The organism is Armatimonadota bacterium (genome assembly GCA_029907255.1).
In the GTDB taxonomy this organism is placed as follows: Bacteria; Armatimonadota; UBA5829; order DTJY01; family DTJY01; genus JAIMAU01.
The window spans coordinates 329,313-344,568 of sequence record JARYMF010000002.1; the positions used below are offsets into that span (position 1 = coordinate 329,313).

Annotated in this window: 8 protein-coding genes, 1 tRNA gene and 1 other RNA gene; 4 read left to right on the top strand and 6 right to left on the bottom strand. The window is 47.3% G+C overall.

The window, feature by feature from the left end:
* Nucleotides 1–14: 14 nt before the first annotated feature.
* Nucleotides 15–2,822, top strand: coding sequence for a fused MFS/spermidine synthase (locus tag QHH26_02695; GenBank protein MDH7480871.1), 2,808 nt, complete (start codon nt 15–17; stop codon nt 2,820–2,822).
* 3 nt (nt 2,823–2,825) lie between these two features.
* Here the strand turns inward: QHH26_02695 and QHH26_02700 are convergent, their stop codons facing one another.
* A complete protein-coding gene (locus QHH26_02700; protein MDH7480872.1) occupies nt 2,826–3,824 on the bottom strand; it encodes an SGNH/GDSL hydrolase family protein in 999 nt (332 codons plus the stop codon).
* Nucleotides 3,825–4,102: 278 nt separating this feature from the next.
* On the opposite strand from QHH26_02700, the gene QHH26_02705 reads away from it, so the two are divergent.
* The gene (locus QHH26_02705) at nt 4,103–4,870 is read left to right on the top strand and encodes a DNRLRE domain-containing protein (GenBank protein MDH7480873.1); all 768 of its coding nucleotides are present in this window, start codon (nt 4,103–4,105) and stop codon (nt 4,868–4,870) included.
* 116 nt (nt 4,871–4,986) lie between these two features.
* Here the strand turns inward: QHH26_02705 and QHH26_02710 are convergent, their stop codons facing one another.
* Nucleotides 4,987–6,708, bottom strand: a complete 1,722-nt coding sequence (locus QHH26_02710; protein ID MDH7480874.1) for a hypothetical protein — start codon at nt 6,706–6,708, stop codon at nt 4,987–4,989.
* Between the two features lie 199 nt (nt 6,709–6,907).
* Between QHH26_02710 and QHH26_02715 the strand changes: the two genes are divergently transcribed.
* The gene (locus QHH26_02715) at nt 6,908–7,483 is read left to right on the top strand and encodes a hypothetical protein (GenBank protein MDH7480875.1); all 576 of its coding nucleotides are present in this window, start codon (nt 6,908–6,910) and stop codon (nt 7,481–7,483) included.
* 145 nt (nt 7,484–7,628) lie between these two features.
* A tRNA-Ser gene (locus tag QHH26_02720) sits at nt 7,629–7,724 on the top strand.
* Nucleotides 7,725–8,185: 461 nt separating this feature from the next.
* On the opposite strand, the gene rnpB is transcribed toward QHH26_02720, so the two are convergent.
* The 4 genes from rnpB to QHH26_02740 form a co-directional block, all read right to left on the bottom strand.
* Nucleotides 8,186–8,528: RNase P RNA component class A (gene rnpB / locus QHH26_02725), an RNA gene on the bottom strand.
* Nucleotides 8,529–8,590: 62 nt separating this feature from the next.
* Nucleotides 8,591–12,187: a hypothetical protein gene (locus QHH26_02730; GenBank protein MDH7480876.1), complete on the bottom strand. Its 3,597-nt coding sequence runs from the start codon at nt 12,185–12,187 to the stop codon at nt 8,591–8,593.
* Nucleotides 12,168–13,991: a tetratricopeptide repeat protein gene (locus tag QHH26_02735; GenBank protein ID MDH7480877.1), complete on the bottom strand. Its 1,824-nt coding sequence runs from the start codon at nt 13,989–13,991 to the stop codon at nt 12,168–12,170. Before QHH26_02735 ends, QHH26_02730 begins: the two co-directional genes overlap by 20 nt.
* Before the next feature lie 26 nt (nt 13,992–14,017).
* The coding region (locus tag QHH26_02740) for a tetratricopeptide repeat protein (protein ID MDH7480878.1) at nt 14,018–15,256 on the bottom strand (1,239 nt) is incomplete at its 5' end.

Genomic DNA, 15,256 nt, shown 5'->3' on the forward strand with positions numbered 1-15,256 from the left:
TTTCGAAAGGAGCTATGGTAGCAAACGAGATGCCCAAATCGGTTCGAGTTCTACCCTATCTGCTTTTCATAGCCTCGGGTGCTTGGGGCTTAGTGTATGAGGTTACCTGGGCAAGATACCTTTCGTTGTTCATTGGCAACACGACGCTAGCCCACATGTGCGTATTGGCTGGATTCATGGGCGGCCTTGCACTCGGTAGCTTTGTTATTGGGGCGGCGACACGCCAGTTTCGTCGTCCGCTTGCAGTGTATGGGTGGCTTGAGACAGCAATTGGTCTATATGCAATCATATTTCCTTTAATAATCCATCCTATTCAGTCTTTGGCGCTTGTGGCGACGGCCAGAACTGACTTTGGCAGTCCGGTTGCGCTTGCAGTGAAGCTTGCGGTGTCAATTGGTGCGCTGATTCTGCCGACGTTTCTCATGGGCGGCACATTTCCTGTGTTGATGAAGCACTTCCAGCCAGAGTCTGAGCAAAAGGATGATAAGGCTGAGTGGCTTTACCTAGCGAACTGTGTCGGTGCGGTCGGTGGAACGCTTCTTGCAGGCTTTATGCTGATACCGACACTTGGCATGCGCATGACCATGACGACCATTGGAGCAGCAAATATTGCTTTGGGGTTAGTTGCTGTGATGCTCGGCATGTTGTGCGATGTTACTTCATGCTCTGCTAGAGAACTAGCAAAAAGTGGAAGTGCGGCAAGGCATCCCCTCGTTATTCCCATCTGCACTGCAGCCGCTTTGTCAGGGGCGACTGCAATGATTTACGAACTGGTTTGGATATGTATGTTTGGCATTACTCTTGGCAGCTCCACCTACTCATTTACGCTTATGTTGGCGGCATTCATTACAGGTTTGGCACTAGGAAGCCTCGCAGTGGGACTTTGCCGCCTTAACTCACAGGCACTTTCAGCGTTTGCTTTTGCCGAAATAGCTATCGCTTTTTCAGTGGCTATAAGTATTCCTTATTATGAAAGATTGCCGTACGTCTTTTGGCGATGGTCCTTCCTTTTATTCCCGACCGAACAAACTTTAGGAATGTTTAACCTATTGAAATATACGCTGTGTTTTATTGTAATGTTGGTGCCGACATTCTTTTTTGGGATGACACTCCCTTTGGCGATAAAGGCGGTTGCGCGAAGGGATGAGGACATTGGTAGAGATAGCGGACTAGTTTACGGTGCGAATACAGTCGGCACTCTTGCTGGGTCGTTTCTGGCAGGCATTGTTCTTATTCCTATACTTGGCCTTCGAGGATCTCTCCAAGTTGCTGTTGCGCTTAATATGATTGTGGGCGCACTTTTGCTTGCGGTTTCTAAGTTGCCTCGCAAATGGGTCTTTGCTGGTGGAGCATCAGTAGCAATTGCAGTGCTCCTTTTCTCGTTGCCCCAGTGGCATCCAGCAAGTTTTAGCCGAGGTACATTTCGAGTGAGAATGCTTCCTCCACCTGAAACTTGGCGTGCCTTCCGCTCTTTACTGTCGGAGATAAGGGTTTTTTATGTAGGTGAAGACGGAAGCGCCAGAGTCGCGGTTATTTCTGCTGAAAATTTGAAAGGACGATATGACAAACTACTTACAATCAATGGCAAGCCTGATGGCACATCATGGGGAGATATGCCGACCCAGGTGCTGCTTGGTCAAATCCCTATGTTCTTCAAACCAGATGCAAGAAATGTTTTGGTTATCGGTTTAGGCACAGGTGCTACTGCCGGGAGCGTTCTTACACATCCGAATACCATTGTGGATTGTGTTGAGATATCACCTGCTGTTGCGAGGGCTTTGCGGTATTTTGATGATGTAAACTGGATGGTAAGGAAAAATCCACGGTTTAACTTAATCATCGAGGATGCGAGGACGGTGGCCGCGGTTACGCAGAAAAAATACGATGTTGTAATTAGCGAGCCGAGCAATCCTTGGATGGCGGGAGTGGGCAACCTCTTCACGATTGAGTTTTTCCAGTCACTCGACAGAATTCTCAACCCTGGGGGTATACTAGCGCAATGGTTTCATAGCTATGAAATGTCAGATGAACTTGTAGCAATAATTATTCGCACAGTGAGGCAGGTCTTTCCCTATGTGTATATCTTCGAAACCCAAGCGAACGATTACATACTTTTGGCTTCACGCGATCCTATATCACCTAACTTTGAGGCGATGGAAAAGCGAATAGCACTTGATTCCGTCAAACGAGATCTCCAGAGGATTTCAATAACTTCTTTAATAGCCCTTCTCTCGCGGCAAACGATGTCAGCGGAGACCGCGGAAGAGGTGGCAGGCATGGGCATGGTGAATTGTGATGACTTCCCCGTGCTAGAATACCAGGCGCCGCGCTCATACTATATTGGTGAAGTCGCCGAATGCATGAACAGCAATGACGAGCGAAAATGGGGTAATGAGAACTTGTTCAGCGTGCGGTATATGCGCTTTCGTAAACTTAGTAAAGAAGATTATCGGTCGCTAATTAAAGCATGTCTTGATTCGCGCATGAAACACCTAGCTCTACTTCTTGCGCTGTTAAAACATTATTTAATGGAATGGCCGAATGATGCTGAAATGCTTATTGAATATGCGAAAGCATTGAGCTCAACCGAGCCATTAGCAGCTTTGCGGGCGGCACATTCTGCGGTCCAAATCAAACCAAACGTACAATCGTTGGAGTTAGAGGCAGACATCCTTTTATCAGAGGTCATGCGTCGGCAATCGGTGTTTACGCCGCAGGACTTCGCTCCTATACTTGACCTTCTCGACCGCGCAATCAAACTTGACCCAAAAAACAAACGCCTGCAGGAAAAGCGGCGGGAGGTTGTTGAGATGATGCAGTAGAGTTTATTTTAATCCAAGGACCCGCTTTAAAAATGGGGTGAAACCTTTGGCAATAAGATAGAAGCCGAGAGAATTTGGATGAACCCCGTCCACTAGTCCAAAACTAGTTTCCTTAGAGATCATCTTCCGCCCGTCGAAGAAGTGTATATTCTGGTCGCCTTCGCGGTTCATTTTCTTAACGAACTCTTCGCCTGCCTTTCGTTGCTCGACGTGAAGTGAGTCATCAATATCGTCTCGGCAGTAATAGAATGGTCCGATGACGATAATTGGCACAAGTTTATGCGATTTTCTAAGTTCGCCAACGAAAAGCGGCAAATTTTCTCGATAATTCAACCCCATATTCGCCCAATGGTCAACGACTATGCAGGCGCATTCAATCTCGCCAATAGCCCTTGCCACTTCAACATCTCCATGACCATTGCCAGAAAACCCCAGGTTCACAAAATCCACATTCAGCCAGCGGGAGATAAAGTCTTGATAAGTTGTTCCCGGCGTCGAGGCGCACCCGCCTTGTGTAATGCTAGTTCCATAGAAAACGACTGGTTTCTTGATTGCAAAGGGCTTGTGTTCTTTGATGGCAGAACCCTCGTCTAGCCCGATTTGCCTGAGCTCAACAGGCTTGTATAGCGGCATGTGGATTACTATGTCCCGAAGCTTTGGGGACTTTTGGATGTTCCACTGCGCTTCTATATTTCCGGCGGCGTCAGGGGAAACGCTACCCATGAAAAAGCCGTCTACGTAAATATCGAAGCCACTCTGCCCGATTCGGGTAATGTGGTTCATAACTGCATTATCCGAGACCTTTGCACGAAGGCCAACCTGACATGAGTCAGTCTTGAAGAGGATTCTACCGCCTGCAGGACATTGTGCAAGCTCCCACACGGCCGGACGAAAAGTGTCTTTTAGTCGCTCAGGAAGGCGTCTCAAAACCGGCCGGTCTTCTTCAAACCATGGTAGACCGTGTACGTTGAAGCCATCATTGGGGAAATCTATCCAGTCCATACCCTAAAGTTACACATATTGGCTGTTTTTCCTACCCAAGACTTCCCGAAAAGTGAAAAAGTTTGGTAATATTCGTTAGATTCTTTAAGCAAGCGGAAAGCTTGCAATTTTTTAATAAAAACTGGTAAATTTACTGGCTTGACACCTAGCCCTTTCTGAGATATTATTCCAATAAGCTGGGTTAGTGTATTTAAAAGTGGCGTCGGCGCTGTTATTGAAGCTGGCGTTAGAAATTCAAGCTGAGCTTTGGTTAAAGGTAAGGAAAGGAGAGAGATGGGATGAGGAGGTTGCACATTTTTTTGGCGGTTTTTGCCGCTTCCCTCTGCTTCATACTCCCCGCACAAGCCCAAACCGACGGACAGATTGTGCTTAAGCATGGCTCAGGCGGTTATTATGGTACTACTGACACATGGATTGACTATTCCAATCCAAGCACGAACTATGGTTCGTCAACCGAGATGAATGTCAAGATGTTCTCAAGTAGCCCGAGGAATAGCGGCCTCATCAAGTTTGACCTCACTGGTCAGCTCCCAAATGATCCTTGGCTGCGTATAACTAGTGCTACGCTTTCGCTATATCTCGTCCGCTTAGAAAATTTCACATCTGGCGATTGGATGTACATTGGCCCATATATGATAAGAGATTACAAAGATTGGGTTGAAAGTCAGGCGAACTGGAATGTTTTTAAAGGGTCAACTTATTGGGCTTCGCCTGGATGCGAGAATACAACTTGGGATAGATATGCGGATCCCGATTCGCTAGTTTATTTCTATTACGGCATGCCCACTGGTATTTACTATAACTGGAATGTTACTAACAGCGTAAAGAAGTGGGTGGAAGAAGGCAAGCCAAATAATGGTTGGTTGATGCGCGCTTACAGCCAAGATGGCGGCAGCGATGTTGTAGTGTTCGCAACCAAGGAGGGTTCACTGGGAGTCCGACCAAAATTGACAATTAACTACACAATCATTCCAGAGCCAGCAAGCATTTTGGCGCTCAGCATGGGAGTATTAACGCTGATAGGCGCGGCCCGGCGAAGAAAATAGGCCAGCAACCTTCCTCCATACTTTATAGTGCCAATTTAAATAGCAGAGGTTTAAAAAATAAAAACTCCGCCTCGCAGGGTTGTGCGGGGCGGAGTTTTACTACAATTACTAGGTTTTCACTGGCCCCTGAGTCGCATTAGTTTTGCGTTGTCTTCTCCTCCGTTTGCCAGATAAAGCAGTGGAATCGGCCGGTCTACTCCCTCGATAAACTTCGGGCGAGCCGACCAGTTTGCCTGCGATAATACATTGTTCAAGTCCATCCAGTATTCAAGTCTTGCAGGCGATAAGCCCTGAATCATATGGAAATGGTTTGCGGGCGGATAATGTTTATATTCATACATGCTTGCATACTTTGGCACCACGAACGTATGCGGCCACGTTGGTGTTGTGCACTCACCTAGTGCCTTTGCAAGCTTTTCGGGCACCTCGGCTGTTGTCGCCTCATCCCAACTCATGCTGAATATGCCAGACAGACTGCTGTACATAAGCCGTCCTGCAATGCCATCAAGCCCGCCAGGCGAGACGAAAGTTACAGAATTACCCAAGCCTGGGAAATATCCTTCATCTGCAAGCGGCATCGAAACCTTTGACATTATCTCCTCTATGCTTGCGCCAGGCTTTGCGGCCCAATCAAGCGAAGCACTGCCGGAATTGTCGCCATCTACTAGGCCCTTCTGTGCCCATAGTTCGTCTTCAGGAAGACTCACTCCTATTTTTTGTGCAAGAGCCTCGAGTTCCCATCGCTCCCAGACCTTGCGGAAGTCCATGAACAGCGGTGGATTTCCACCAGTTAATGCGCTCATGAAAAGCATGGTGAGAAGGCCCTGGACGTCGGCTTCGGTTGCGAATGGAATGGGCACCTTTCGCCCATTGTGGTCGAATGTCGAATTGAAGAACGACTCCATTGCGTCGGCTACTGGCAGAGGTATGCCTCGTTTGTCTGAGCCCCACTCAAGTTGACTCATAAATCCACCGCCAACAGCGTTCAAATCTTCCATCAAATCGCGCGTAATGAGATATAGCGCTAGGCTCTGGTTGAACCGCTCGGAATCAGCTTCGTTTCTTATTTCCAGCCGACTGCCGAGGTGTTTATCTATGAATGCACGGAATGCCTTGAGTTCTTCAGCGTCATAGGCTTTTTTCTGAAGCATATCTGCAAGTAGCTTCATGTCAAGCCGTGTTATCTCGATACCAAACTGTCGGCGTGTAGGCAGAATATGCGCCAGAGCGGTTTCCATCCCCATTGAGTCGTGGCCAAAGATTACAACCCTGCTGCCTTTTAGCGCTTGCGTTGTAACAGCCGCAAACGCCCAGTCTACTAAGGCTTGAGCAGTTTCTTCCGTCATTACCGGTTCCATGCCTGTATCTGGCCATGTGCCCACATTTAGGTGTGAAAGCCTTCCATATTGCGCCAAAGCACCATTTACTGCGTGAGCGAAAACAACGCCCGGCTTCGGGCCGCTGTTTCCACATGTGAAGTTTATCGGCGTGTCGGGGGGGAACTGCTGGAGAAGTGAGATTACGCTCAGCTGAGGAAATGCCCAAGTGTCTGGCGTGCAAACCAACACCTTCACTCCAGCATCTTGGAACTGCTTTGCCACTATGTCCGCTTGGGCTTCACCATCAACAAGTATGGGGGCATAGACAACCTTCGCCGGGGAGCCGTTGGGCAATTTGACCCTATCGGCTAGAATATCCGCAGTCATTTTTACAATGTTTCTGCATCTTTGTCGGCTTTCGGCATCTATTCGAGGATCGCCAGCGCAGAATACCCCAATTACTGGCGTATTTTTCTCCAATTTGCGAACGTCATCAGGCAATCCAATCGCTTTTCCCATGTTGCAGCCCTCCAAATATTATGTTTCGATTGGTATTCTAGCAGATGATAGTACGTCAGACAAGCGCCATTTCGTATACTGAAATTATCAACAGCACAGCTAATGAACTGAACATATGTTAATGAAGATTCGTCAAAAAAAATAAGGTCGCCCATCCATTAAATGGTAGGGCAACAAATAGCTTAGCAGGAGGTTAAAAATGAGGAATTTTCGCCAAATCGTTATTTTACTTGCAATGACCATGCTGATGTGCGTAATCCTTGCAGAAGCAGGCGCGTCGGTTGTCTCTGAGGGCATGGTGATTACAGTACAGGAATGGACCCTCTACATCCGAACTCCCGATAATAAGCCGCTTTCGTTTAATCCTTATTACGTTTTCAATGGGACCAACTGGGTTCCATCCGGCCCAGCAAAGACGGTATTTCCGTGCCTCGAGTCGGGAGAAAGAGTGCGTGTTACTTGGACCATGGATGTCGAGGGCAAGAGGAGAGTCGACGCTATCCAGATAATAAGTGCTCTTGAGGGTACCACAAGTGGAGTAGTTGTATCATCGTCGCGAAACCAGCTTGTTATTCGGCCCAAAGATGAGCCAGGGACGGTAACTATGAATCCGAGATTTGTATTGATTGAAGGGAAATGGGTTCCTGACCCGGTGATTGTCAACAAGCTGGTAACGTTGACGCCAAAGACTAAGGTAACAGTGCGTTGGTTCTGGGATAAAGAAGGCAGAAAGCGAATAGCTGCTTTGGATATCGGCTGGCCGCCAGAAAGATAGTGCACGTTTTTCAGATTGAAATTTGAGTATTAGTAATTGCTTGCTATTTTGAAAGCCGCACGCTTATACAAATTAAAGTGCGGCTTTTTTGTTTCATTGACAGTTTGTTCTCATCATGGTAGAATTTTTTGGCATCAGAAAACGCGGAGCGATGTCCGAGCTTGGTCGAAGGAGCACGACTGGAAATCGTGTAGCGGGACACAAATCCCGCTCGTGGGTTCGAATCCCACTCGCTCCGCCAGTTTTTCAATTATTCCGCCTCGAGCTTTATTTTGGCCAAGGCGGTTTTTTTGTTTTTTTCTTGCTTGTTTTATTTGATAGCCCTATACTGAATGGAAATTCGGTTTGGCTCTGCGAAAATACTTGGTTTATTAGGCGAAGAAATTGGCGCAGATATTAAGCTTGTTCAAACTGAGGCAGTTGTACGAAAAGACGATGTTATTCCAAAAGGTTTTTCCAAAATATATTAGAGAGTTTAAAAACAAACTGCCGCTGAGTTCGGCTGAACCGAGTAATTTGCAAGAAGAGACTTAGAAAAACTATCACCAAGCGAATAAAGCGAGGGCAAAAACACCAATTTTCGGACGAGAAAAACGAAACTTTAAAGTTCTGTTCTATAATTGGTGCTACGCGAGTAGAATGGAAATGCAATAATGAGATAGCGAGCTTTCTTGCCACAGCTCGCCATCTTTCTTTTTAAATTTTTGGAGTAAGCCTATAAGCCGGGTTCTGTCGAGGATGATCATCTCTCTAGGGCGCGGGTTGCCCCGAGCCTCAAGCGGCCTTTACCCGAAGGGTCAGCGGGCAGCTTCTTCCCCTTCCTATTCGGCCTTGCTCCCGATGGGGTTTACCAAGCCTCCGCATCACTGCGGAGCTGGTGGTCTCTTACACCACCGTTTCAGCTTTGCTCCACCCGAAGGTGGGGCGTTTTCTTTTCTGTGGCACTTTCCGTGGGATTGCTCCCCCTCGCTGTTAGCGAGCATCGTGCCCTGCGGAGCCCGGACTTTCCTCCCCGATTACTCGAGGCGATCATCCAGCTTACTCCGAAATTATTTTACCACATTTGCGCGAATTATCAATGGCTAGCGCTTGGTTTGCAGATAATCGTTAATCCAGAGCCGTCAATTTTACAGTTTTGTCAATCTCAGTTGCAAGCGTTGGAATAACAGCGCGGAATTTCCAGTCCCCCGCAGGGTCATTTAACGCCGCAGGTATCCGAAGTTCGGCTGTGCCAGTTAGCAAGATTTCCCGCGTGTGTCGAAAACTTCGGCGGCCATCTGGGCGAATGGCTTCGATAAAAATGGGAATTGGACATCCACTTGGTTCAGAGAGCTTTATAATAAACTCGCCGTTTGCTGCTTGAACGTCGAATTCGGGTCTTTCTGGTTTTTTCGGATATAGACAAAGTATGACGCCTTGTCGCTGGGTTAGCCGAACAGGAATGGTTATATTTTCGCCGGCTTCTTGGAATTCAAATGCTTTGCCTGTGGCTAGGTCGCATATGTATCCCACTTTATGGCTTGGGTTCACGCTAATGTTTGCAGTTGCGGTTTCTGGTCGGTGGTTTACCACAACGACTGCCGAGGCATTTTTGCCAATCAGGAGGCTAGCTTCAAACTCGTCATCCGAGCATTTTGCCCATGGTAGAATCCCATAATTGGTGAAGACTTCCCGAGCCCAAGATTCGAGCATTTCCGCGGTTTTCACATCATCATGTTCTACTGCTAAGCGGTAAGTATTATCCAAACCCTCGAGAACTTTGATTATATAGCCCTTTCCAATCTGAATTGTTTCCGCACGCCATGGTTCAGCAGGCGGTATCTCGCCGACAAGTGCCTTTAATTGAGTGAGGGGTGTCCCTTCGGGGGTGGTTGATGGGCAGTGGTCGAGCATAAGGATTCCGCCGGACCTGACGAATTCAATTAGAGCCAATTCCACTTTTTGCGGTAGTATATCGGTTTGAAGAAGTATGACTGCTTGGTAAGGTTCGAATCCGCGGTCGAGGGCAATTTCTTCGTGGAGGATGTCGCACTCGCCAAACTCGCGGCGGAATAATTCTAAGCCAAACGTTGGGTAATAAGCTCCGTTTATAATCCATTGGCGATATGGAAAGTAGAGGGCTATGTGGGCTTTAGCGCGCTCAGTTGACAGCAAAAATGGCGTGGTTTTCGCAATCGCGCGAAGGTCTGCGCCGCCATCCTCCCAACGTTCAGGTCGAGCCATATTCCCTGCGCCAAAAACGCCGTAGATAAATGTATTCAAATAATGGCAGCCTTCACCGACAGCAGTATATGCTAGCTCGCCGGTTGCCTCCTTTGGGTTTTGTTGAAATGGCCAGTTCCTATCGTCCAGCTCAACATAGAACCCCATTGGCTTTCCATAAAACTGTGCAACACAACGTTGGAAAGCAAATCCGTAGTGAACCTTTGCAAAGCGGCGTTTATGCGATTGTGGATACCAGTATGGGTATATGTCGAAGTCGAGATAGTCTGCCATGCCACCCCAGCGGAAGACGTCCTCAAACCTTCGCTGAGGAGATTCGCTCCCAAATCCTGGCTCCATGAAAGTATGAAGCAATCCCCAGGGTTTTTCTTGCTTTCGACAGATGTCATATGAGAGTTGGAATTGGCGGCGTGCATAATCCCCAACAAAAACCCAGTGTTTCAGCCGATTTTCGCCGCACAAAGCCGCTTCTTGTTCGGCATCGGGCACATCAAAACCACATTTCTCAAGATATTCTCTGCCGCCGTCGAAATCGAGATTAAGATTCGCATAGTTTGCGACAGGCTCATCAATATGCTTCACAGCGAATAATCGTGGGACAAGGTCTGCCACTTCTATCCAAGGTTTTAGCAATTCCGCAGCTTTACTTTCAGCATTCGGAGACCGCACGTCAATGGGCGGGCGGGTTTTGTGAGCAAATATCGGTAAGTGTGCATAGTCATACATAATCGCCATTCCTTGCTGTTGGGCATAAAATTCAAGTAAGCCTGCCATTTCTGCAGCAAATCCCTGCGGCTCGCGCGCTATGGCATCGAGAACCGGGATGGCGATAGTGTTGATTCCGTGGGCGGCGACATCCTCTACCATCCACTTTAGCGTCTTAGGCCCAAGCCAGTGACCACCTTGCTGGACTGGGACTCGGGCAATGATAGGGTAAAAGCAGGTCATATCAAGAGGTGAGGCTATGGCAATCGGCGCATTTGTTGATGTCTCGTTTGATTGAACGGATAAGGTATACTCGCCGTCGGCAAGGTCGGGAAGTATATCTCGGATTTTCAATGAACCAGTTGCGTCAAGTGTGCCAGCCGCTTGCCAAACTTCTCTCGCGCAAGTATCTCTAAGCGACGCCCGAACATTTGCCCCTGCAGGTCCATGAACAGTAAACTCGAAGGCGCCTAGCGGCTTGAACACACGTTTGTGGCATGGGAATTCGACCCTAACAGACGGTTGAAAAATAGTCGTCTCCTTCTCATGTTCAGTCCTAAGGTTTGTCAGATGAGAAATTAAGGATGAAATAACTTTTGTATATTCTTGAGACCAATATAAAGATTTACCTCGGTCAATGCTCGGATCAGGCCAGCAAGTAACTAGCGCGACCTTTCCATTACCAAATGGGCGAACGATAATAACAGGTCTGCCTCCTGCATCCTCAAGTATTACTTCCGAGTCAGGTTTTAGGCTAACCTCCTGCAATGGCCCGGGATATCCTAGTTTATTCTCTTCAGCAGGTATTATTTTTGAAGCAACTATAGGCAATTCACTCCTAACATTTGTATGTTTCTCAGGGAGTGCTGGAAGAATGTCTTTTGCCAAGGGGCGGCCGTCGAGGCTGGCATTGACGCTGTTAGGCCCAGCGAAGATTAAGAGAGAGCCACCGCTGTGAACGTAGTCAGCTAAGTTGGCAAGCTCTTGGTCGGATAGAACGTAGGTATCTGTGTCTACCATCACCACTAGCGATAGTTGGCTGAGATTGGGCGGCCAGTTGTCTAGCGGCATGTGAGGACCCCTAAATGCATGGGTTGAAAGCCTAGCAGCTGGAAAATGGATTCTGAAAATTTCCTCGGCTTGGTAATATTCACCCGCGCGGTTCAAGCATAACGCAATTGTCGGCGGCTGCGTTGGCTTGAGGTTAATCTTTTTCGGCTTGTAGTTCTCGACAATGTCTTCGCCGTACCGAAACGTTAAGTCGGCTAGTTGTAGCTCAAAGGTTGAGTCCCCAGGGGGTTTCTCGATGCTCAACGATAGTTGGGATAGTCGGCGCAGACCGTAGAAACGCCAAACATTCACAAGCGAGTCTGGCTGATTGATGTCCGCCTCAAACTCGGTCCACTCATTGTAAGTTTGCTTGACCTTTGGAAAGAAAGAAAACGGAGCATCAGGCGATTTGAGGCATAATCGGAGCTTTAGATTCTTAGGAGAGATGTTTCTTGTCGTCCTGAGCTTGAATGATATCCATCTGGGACGCATAAGGTTAATATCTCGGCTCAGGCGATTGGTAGTAGCATCCCTAAAATCCATTGGGATATGCAGGATGCCGTCTGCTCGGATAATACCTTTGCCTATTTCTTTCTCATCAACTAGGTATGACAGTGACCATGCTGACAAATCTTTCAAATCATCTTTCCACATAGCTTCTCCTGTTTGTGTAATCGTTAGAATTAATAATAGTGAAATAAGCAAGCTAGCGAGTGTGTTTTTCATAATCTCCCCGCCTTTTACGCATGGCGAGAATCTCATTTAGATTCCTTCTTGCTGCTGCATATTCAGGGTTAAGCCGAACAGCTTTCCTAAACTCATGCTCTGCTTCATCTAACCTGCCCATTTCAGCCAGAGCAACGCCCAGATTATTGTGGGCTTCTGGTAAATCAGGGTTTAGGCTGAGTGCTCGCATGTGATATTCAACCGCCTCGTCTGCTCTTCCGAAATCTATGAGTATGGCTCCAAAATTCGTATATGCTTCTGCAAAGTATGGATTCAGCTCTAGTGACTTTGCATATTCTTCAGCTGCTTCGTGGATTCTTCCTTGCGCAGTATATACTCGCCCTAAATTATAGTGGGCGCGTGCGCTTTTTGGTTTCAAATGTATAGCTTTCGCTAAGTGGTTCAGTGCTTCATTGTACTTACCTTTTTGAATGAGGGCTGCTGCGATTGAATTGTGTGCTTCAGGGCAATTTGGGTTAATTTGTAAAGCGGCAGTATAGTGTGATATCGCCTTATCAATTTCCCCTTTTTCTGCAAGGACAACGCCCAAGTTAACGTGGGCCGACCATGCGTGTGGATTCCTTGAAATCGTATTACTCCAAAGGGTTTCTTCGTCTTTATAAATTCGCTGTTGATTCCAGCTTAGGCAGGCAAGGATGAGAACGACTACAACGGCAGAGAATATGCTTGGTTTGACTATTCCATGGCGTTCTATAACGCGGCAAATCCCTGCCACAACAAGAGCGACAATTCCTAGCATCGCTGAATACTGCCAGTGGTCGGCAACCAAGGAATAGCGCATAAAGTAGATATTCACAAAACCGAGCACGGGGAAAAGCATTAACACAAAATATCCAAGCGCTGCCAAAAATGGTCGTCCCCAGGACTGTCTAAATAACCAAAATATTGCAAAGCAACCCAGCAAGGTTGCGAGAGGTATCCAGGCAACTATCGATGATGGGTTGATTTCCCATCGCGGATAGACAAAGAGAAGGTTTGTCGGGAAAAGGTCTTTGTAAAGGTAGAACCAGACTACCCAGCCGGCGCCGGCAAGCCTTGCAAAGAAGCTATCAGTACGAACGATATCTTCACCAATGTTTCGATGAGTTTGGACGTAAGCTGTTAGCAAGCCTGAGATTATAGAAGCCGCAATAAACGGGAGCATGCGCACTATATCATGCCGCTCAATCTTGCCTCGCTTCCACCAAGTGATTAGCAGAACAACAGCGGGAAGCATCATAACTGAAATTTTGCTCAGGAGTGCGAGTATGAATAGTAATAACGCTAGGCAGTACCAGAAGCGTCGGTTTTCTGTCTCAAATCGGAGATAAGCAAGTATGCTGGCAAGCATAAGCAGCATTGGTAGGATGGTACGCTGTTGATATACCCAACCGGCGGTTTCTACATTTACTGGATGAACGGCAAAAATGACTGCAGTAAGCCAGGCGCCGGGAATTCTAAGCTTTCGCAATGTCAACCATGCGAGAACGGCAGTACAAGCATGAAGAAATATACTGAAAATATGCCAACAAACGTTGCTAGCTCCCCAAAGTTTCCATTCAATCCAGAAAAGGGTATGCACGAAAGGAAAATAGTCCGGCGACTGCATAGTGCACCAATAGCGGTAAAGCGCATCTTTGGTGTTTATAATGGGGCTCTTAATAATCCATGCGATGTCATCCCATATGAAGCCATTATTGATTGAGGGGATGTAAGTGAGGAATGTAATTGCGACAATTGCCATGGCGGCATAGAATTGGTTGCTTGCATGACTTTGCCTTTGTTTTGCTTTCTTGTTAGCCATTTTACAGCACTAGATTAGAGTTTTCGTTACGGCGGCATCTTCTGCGTCAGAGCCTTGAGAAATTGGGGGTGTGGCTTGCCGCCATACTTTTTTGCAAGCGCAATTTCCTTCCATGCTCCAGCGTAGTCGCCCTTCAAATAAAGCATGACTGCCAAATTGTTATGGGCGTCGGCAAAATCGGGCTTGATTTGGATTGCCTTTCGATACTCATCTATCGCTTCGTCAATCAAGTTTCGCGCACCGAGAACGCCAGCAAGATTGTAATGAGCGTCAGCATTGTCGGGCTTTAGAATAATTGATTTCTGATAATGTTGGATTGCTTCTGTAAGGTTTCCCTTCATTGCCAGGAGCCTAGCCAAATTGTAATGTGCCGCCTCATTGCTGGCGTTGAGTGCGAGCGCCGTGCGATAATGTTGCTCGGCTTCATCAAGTTTGCCTATTTCTGCAAGAACGTTAGCCAAATTTGTATGTGCTCGGTCGTCGTTTGGGTTATCATTAAGAATTTTAATATATTGAATGGCTGCACCCTCGAAATTCCCTTGAGCTGCCAAAGCACTTCCCAGGTTGTTTCTAGCCTTTACATGATGTGGGTTGATCTCCAGCGCTTTCATATAGTTTTCAATTGCCTCTGCTAGATTCCCCATCGCGGCAAAAGCAATGCCCATATTGTAGTATGTATCGGGATCGTTTGGCCTAAGATTAAGAGCCTTCCTATAATGGGGTAATGATTCTTGTGGGCGCCCCAACTGTGTGAGAGCAGCGCCCATCCCAATATGAGCTTCGGGGCTCTCATATATCTCTAGGGCTTTTGTATGGTATTCCAGTGATTTTTCCGCATCCCCGCGTTCGAGAAGAACAGAAGCAAGATTGTTGTATGCCATCCAGGAGGCAGGGTTTTTTGCCAGGTTATCACGCCAAAGTGTTTCAGAATCCTTGTATATATGTCCCTGGCGCCATGTTAGAAACGCAAGCACAACAAGAATCACCGCAGAAATCAAATGCCTTGCAAAAGAAAGCTTCCCCCAACGAACCGCCAACACCCAACCTACCAAACTTATTGGCCCTAAACAAGCTAAATATTGGTAATGGTCCGCTACAAACGTATACCTAAACGTGTAAAGCGAGAAAAATCCAAGCATCGGAGATAGCACAGCAACAAAGAAAACTATCGCCGCAACCGGTCCCTTCCCAATCTCCTTCCGACGCCACCAGAAAAATCCCGCAACCATCAGGCATCCTATCAGCCATACATACTGCACAGGATC

Bases quoted from the DNA above. Each gene is read 5' to 3' on its own strand.
- QHH26_02705 (MDH7480873.1), top strand. From the start codon at position 4,103: ATGAGGAGGTTGCACATTTTTTTGGCGGTTTTTGCCGCTTCCCTCTGC.
- QHH26_02730 (MDH7480876.1), bottom strand. From the start codon at position 12,187: ATGAAAAACACACTCGCTAGCTTGCTTATTTCACTATTATTAATTCTA.
- QHH26_02715 (MDH7480875.1), top strand. From the start codon at position 6,908: ATGAGGAATTTTCGCCAAATCGTTATTTTACTTGCAATGACCATGCTG.
- QHH26_02735 (MDH7480877.1), bottom strand. From the start codon at position 13,991: ATGGCTAACAAGAAAGCAAAACAAAGGCAAAGTCATGCAAGCAACCAA.
- QHH26_02700 (MDH7480872.1), bottom strand. From the start codon at position 3,824: ATGGACTGGATAGATTTCCCCAATGATGGCTTCAACGTACACGGTCTA.
- QHH26_02695 (MDH7480871.1), top strand. From the start codon at position 15: ATGGTAGCAAACGAGATGCCCAAATCGGTTCGAGTTCTACCCTATCTG.
- QHH26_02710 (MDH7480874.1), bottom strand. From the start codon at position 6,708: ATGGGAAAAGCGATTGGATTGCCTGATGACGTTCGCAAATTGGAGAAA.